At 35.8% G+C, this 5,205-nt stretch carries 5 protein-coding genes; all 5 read left to right on the top strand.

The genetic code is table 11. The features are described from left to right. Positions 1–350 precede the first annotated feature (350 nt). The 5 genes from QVA17_RS12150 to QVA17_RS12170 all read left to right on the top strand — a co-directional run bounded on the left by QVA17_RS12150 (position 351) and on the right by QVA17_RS12170 (position 5,011). Positions 351–812 (top strand): RpiB/LacA/LacB family sugar-phosphate isomerase, encoded by a 462-nt coding sequence (locus QVA17_RS12150; RefSeq protein WP_287389234.1) that lies wholly within the window; start codon positions 351–353, stop codon positions 810–812. 126 nt (positions 813–938) lie between these two features. Further along, a complete protein-coding gene (locus QVA17_RS12155; RefSeq protein ID WP_287389235.1) occupies positions 939–2,420 on the top strand; it encodes an alanine/glycine:cation symporter family protein in 1,482 nt (493 codons plus the stop codon). A gap of 500 nt (positions 2,421–2,920) precedes the next feature. Next, positions 2,921–3,262: a PadR family transcriptional regulator gene (locus QVA17_RS12160; RefSeq protein WP_027430134.1), complete on the top strand. Its 342-nt coding sequence runs from the start codon at positions 2,921–2,923 to the stop codon at positions 3,260–3,262. Between the two features lie 75 nt (positions 3,263–3,337). Next, positions 3,338–4,294: a permease prefix domain 1-containing protein gene (locus tag QVA17_RS12165; RefSeq protein ID WP_287389236.1), complete on the top strand. Its 957-nt coding sequence runs from the start codon at positions 3,338–3,340 to the stop codon at positions 4,292–4,294. 3 nt (positions 4,295–4,297) lie between these two features. Beyond that, complete coding sequence (locus QVA17_RS12170) at positions 4,298–5,011, top strand: DUF4097 family beta strand repeat-containing protein (RefSeq protein WP_287389237.1); 714 nt, start codon at positions 4,298–4,300, stop codon at positions 5,009–5,011. Positions 5,012–5,205 lie beyond the last annotated feature (194 nt).

Below are 5,205 nucleotides of genomic sequence, written 5' to 3' on the forward strand. Positions count from 1 at the left end.
TCAAATCACTCCTCGTGTGCGAGTCGCGGCAAAGCCGCATTTAATGCGAGCTCTTCCTTTTTTCTTGTAGTTATTTGCGTAGCAAATCACTACTCGTGTGCGAGCCGCGGCAAAGCCGCATCTAATGCGAGCACTTCCTTTTTTAATAAGTTATCCTTATTCTAACATAGGCTTTTGTCTAAATAAAGCGGTCCCAAGAATTGTATTAAAATAAAAAAACAACTTTATATGGGTAAATCCCCAAATTTATGATATACTAGGTACGCGGACAAATGTCTTTACTGGAAATACATTTTTCGCAAAAAGCAAAATATATAATGTGGGAAAAATTTATTTTTTAGGAGGTTTTTATGAAGATAGCAATGGCTAATGATCATGCTGGTACAGCAATGAAAGAAGAAATCAAAAAGTATCTATTGGAAAATGGATACGAAGTAGAAGACTTTGGAACCTACGACGAAAAATCCTGCGACCTTTCAGATTTCGTTTACCCTGCAAGTCTTGCAGTAGCCAAAGGTGAATGTGAAAGAGGAATTTTTTGCGATGGCGTAGGCTACGGAAGTGCCTTAATCGCCAATAAGATTAATGGTTGTTATGCAGCGGTTTGCCAAGATCCCCTATGTGCAACACTTGCAAGACAGCACACAGATTCTAACATTCTTTGTTTAGGCGCTAAGATTATTGGAGGACTTATGGCCATGGAGGTTGTTAAAACTTGGCTAAACACAGATCCTTTAATGGAAGAGAAGTACCGTAACAGAGTAATAAAGGTCTGTGAAATCAACGATAAGCATTGCGTCCCAGTTAAGTAAACCAAAGCTTAGACACATTTTTATATCCCGGTTTGATTAGGATAAGGCTTACCATCCTAAATTTAGAAAATGTGAAAAGGACAACGAGGTAAAGCAATCAAAACAATTTATTTAGGAGATTATTTTATGTTACACTCAATTAATGACTTTCTTGTAACTCTAGATGGCTATGTTTGGGGTATGCCCCTCATAGTTTTAATCTTATTTACAGGCTTGCTACTAACAATCAGACTTCACGGAATGCAATTTTCTAAAATCGGCATGGGTTTTAGACTTATGTTTAAGAATGATAAGTCTGGTAAACAAGGTGAAGTATCAAGCTTTGCAGCGCTATGTACAGCACTTTCAGCAACAATTGGAACCGGTAATATTGTAGGTGTTGCAACAGCAATTTGTGCAGGTGGTCCAGGAGCCCTATTCTGGATGTGGCTTGCAGCATTAGTAGGAACAGGCACAAAGTATGCAGAATGTATGCTTGCTGTTAAGTATAGAAGCGAAGCAAAAGATGGTCATATTATTGGTGGACCATTTTACTATATTGAAAAGGGCATGGGCCCTAAGTGGAAATGGCTTGCAAAGATTTTCGCAGTATTTGGCGTAATGGTAGGTCTTTTCGGTATTGGTACATTTACACAGATCAATGGTATTACATCAGCAGTTAAGAACTTCTTTGATCCAAACACTGTTAATACAGTTTCAATCCTTGGTATGGATTATTCAGTAGCTACAGTAGTTTCAGGCGTTATTCTTACTGTCTGTGTAGCCTTAGTACTTATTGGTGGTTTAAAGAGAATTTCTTCAGTAGCACAGGTAGTTGTGCCATTTATGGCAATTTTATATATAGCATTTGGATTACTTATCCTTTTACTTAACTTTACTAAGATTCCAGATGCTTTCGTTCAGATTTTCCAGGGAGCTTTTGGTCTTAGAGCCGCAGCCGGTGGTGCACTTGGTGCAATGGTTATGGCTATGCAAAAAGGTATCGCAAGAGGTATCTTCTCTAATGAAGCAGGTATTGGTTCAGCTCCAATCGCAGCAGCAGCCGCTCAGGTTGACGAGCCAGTTGAGCAGGGACTTGTATCTATGCTTGGTACAGTAATTGATACACTTATGATTTGTACAATGACAGGTCTTGCAATTATTATTACAGGTGCTTGGCAGGTTGAAGGTTTAGAAGGTGCGGCAGTTACTACATTTGCTTTCCAGAATGGACTTCCATTCCCAGCAGTGGTTTCATCTTTCGCGCTTATGGTATGCTTGGTATTCTTTGCATTTACAACAATTCTTGGTTGGGATTACTATTCAGAGCGTTGCCTTGAGTACTTAACTAACGAGAATACTAAGGTTGTAAATGTATATAGATGGATTTACATCGCTTGCGTATTCATCGGCCCTTACATGACAGTTAGCGCAGTTTGGACAATCGCAGATATCGTTAACGGTCTTATGGCAATTCCTAACCTTATTGCCTTACTTGCCCTTTCAGGAGTGGTTTCAACTGAAACTAAGAAATACTTCGATAAGAAGAAGGCCGAAAAGGTGGCTGATTTAGCTAATAAGGTTACAAGCATTAACAATAACTTTGATGACGAAAGTGCCGTGTCATAAGAACTAATTATTTTTAGTAAGCTTCTAAAGCCAGTATTTATCTGGCTTTGGGAGCTTTTTTGTTGCCTGAATTTTGCAAGCAAGAAAAACAAAATCTGAGTATGTTTTTGTCGATTTTTGCATAAAATCATAGTGTCGGTTCGGCGGTTTTTGCATAAAATCGGGGTGTTAGTTCACCGGTTTTTGCATAAAATTGTGTTGGTATTTCATTTCGTCAGATAAATGATATCATCTATCTGACGAAATAAAAAAGACATACCTTTCTCTGACACATTTTAACTCAGTCGGAGAAATCCCCCACCTCTAAGCGTTGGGGAAGAGTCAGCCATGAGAATAGCCTGGCGAGCGAGTCTTGACAAATAATGGAAATTCTAGTTGACATACTACGACGGTCGTAGTATATTTACTTTGACAGACGTACTACGACAGCCGTAGTACGATAGTCGTAGGAGATATATTTTCAAATTTAAGATACATTTTCAAAAATAGGAGGTGATCTGATGGTTGAGATAAGTAGTGACGTGATCCGCGGTTACAACGACACTATGATTTTGTATATCCTCTTAAAGGAGCCATCTTACGGTTACGAGATTTCAAAGCAGATTAAGGAAATCTCAGAAGAGAAGTATACGATAAAAGAAACAACCCTATATTCAGCATTTAATCGATTAGAGAAGAATGGCTATATTGAATCCTTTGTGGCTAATAAAGATTCTGAAGGAACTGCTAAGAAGAGAACCTATTATAGAATTACAGAAGCAGGCCTTGAATACTACAAGGAGAAATGTCTTGAATGGGATTTAATTAAAGAAGTGGTGAATAAATTTACAAAAAGTTATTAAATAATTCGTTTCTAATGAAACTTAAATAATACTCAAATAAAATTATATTAGAATTAACGATGGAAGGGAGATACTATGGAGACAATTAAAAGTTATCTTGATGCTATGTTTGCTAACTTGCCTAACACTAATGAAGTGAAGAAGGCAAAGGCAGAGCTTTTAGAAATGATGGAGGATAAATACAACGAGCTTAAAGCAGAAGGTAAGACAGATAATGAGGCTGTTGGAACTGTAATTTCTGAGTTTGGCAACTTAGATGAACTTGCAAGTGAGCTTGGTCTTGAAAAGGAAGTGGAGGAAACTAAGGAAAGAGAAGAGAATACTAAGGCTAGATTTCTTACAAAAGAAGAGGTAATAGCTTATTTAAGTTCACGCGCTAAGTCAGCTTTTCTTGTAGCTTTAGGCGTATTCTTATGTATTACAAGTGTAATTAATCCTATTCTTTTTGGAACAAGATTAGAAAATGCTGGTGTATCTTTTATGTTTGTTTTTATAGCCGTAGCAGTTGCGCTATTTATCATTTCAGCAATGAAGTCTTCTAAATGGTCTTATATAAAAGATGAAGCCTGCAAAATCGACATGACAACAACAGATTATGTTAAGGAAAGAAAGAGAAATTTTGAGACAATTAACACAATTTGCACTTCAGTAGGAGTTATGTGCTTTATTTTATCTGTAGTTCCTGCAATTGTTATAGATGATGACATTATTTCTCCAGCCCTTTTATTCCTAATCGTGGGAATTGGTGTATTTTTAATTGTTTATGCATCAACTATTAATGGCAGCTATGATAGAATCCTAAATCTCAATGATGAGAAGACTATGAGTGGGGAACATGCAAGGGCTTCAAGCGTAAAATATACTAGTAAGAAGGCAGAGATTATTTTAGAGACATATAAAACAACAGTAGTTTGCCTATACTTGATTATTAGTTTTTTAACCTTTAGATGGGAGATAACATGGATTATTTTCCCTATTGCATATCTAATTAATAAGATTTTAAAGCTAAACTTTATTGATGAGGAGGATTAATTTATGTCAAATAAAGCAGTGAAAAAATATAAGATTGTTTTATATACAATAACTCTTGTAGCGATTTTAATTGGTTTATATATGCATGCAATTAGATATAGCATTGGTGGGGCCCTTGGCAAGAGTATAAGCCAGGATTTCACAGGGGAAGAGGTTTCAAGCATTGATCTTAACATAGATGCTGCATCAATTAAGATTGTTTATGGTAATGAATTTAATGTTAAATATAACCTTACAAGAGGCAGTGATGTAAATGTGGAACTTAAAAGTGGAAAGCTAACAGTTAGTGAAGAATCCTCAACTAAGATAATAGGAATCCCATTTTTAAATAGCGACACAGGAGTAATTACAATTACTTTGCCAGAGGATACAAAACTTGATAAGATAGATGCAGATTTAGCAGCGGGAAATTTAAAAATAGAAGATATTGATTCTGAAGAAATCGCTATTAAGAGTGATGTTGGAAATGTAAAGCTTACAGAAGTTACAACAGAAAAGCTTAATATTGATTCTTCAGTTGGATATGTGAAAATCACTAATGGTTCAGCAGATGATTGCACAATTTCAGTAAAAACTGGAGATGTAAAGATAGAGGATTGTGATATAGAAACAGGTAGCTGTACTAGCCAGGTAGGAAATATAAAAATTAACGGTAATGTAGGCGATTTAAAGGCTAGTTCAAAATTAGGTAATGTAAAAATTAACGGAGATAACTAAAAATGCAGTATTTGTCAACATTTTTATCAGATTTCAAATTAAGACAAGAAAAAGAGGAAACTAATAAATGAAAACAAATATAGAAGCAAAAACTTTTGATGAATTAACATCAAAAGAAGTTTACGAAATACTAAAGGCAAGAGCAGAAGTCTTTGTAGTGGAACAAAATATTGTATATCAGGATATGAATGATA

The organism is Lachnospira sp., from assembly GCF_016290755.1.
Lineage (GTDB): Bacteria > Bacillota > Clostridia > Lachnospirales > Lachnospiraceae > Lachnospira > Lachnospira multipara.

What these genes read in the sequence shown, in the direction of transcription:
- QVA17_RS12150 (WP_287389234.1), top strand. Translation starts at nt 351, where the DNA reads ATGAAGATAGCAATGGCTAATGATCATGCTGGTACAGCAATGAAAGAA.
- QVA17_RS12155 (WP_287389235.1), top strand. Translation starts at nt 939, where the DNA reads ATGTTACACTCAATTAATGACTTTCTTGTAACTCTAGATGGCTATGTT.
- QVA17_RS12160 (WP_027430134.1), top strand. Translation starts at nt 2,921, where the DNA reads ATGGTTGAGATAAGTAGTGACGTGATCCGCGGTTACAACGACACTATG.
- QVA17_RS12165 (WP_287389236.1), top strand. Translation starts at nt 3,338, where the DNA reads ATGGAGACAATTAAAAGTTATCTTGATGCTATGTTTGCTAACTTGCCT.
- QVA17_RS12170 (WP_287389237.1), top strand. Translation starts at nt 4,298, where the DNA reads ATGTCAAATAAAGCAGTGAAAAAATATAAGATTGTTTTATATACAATA.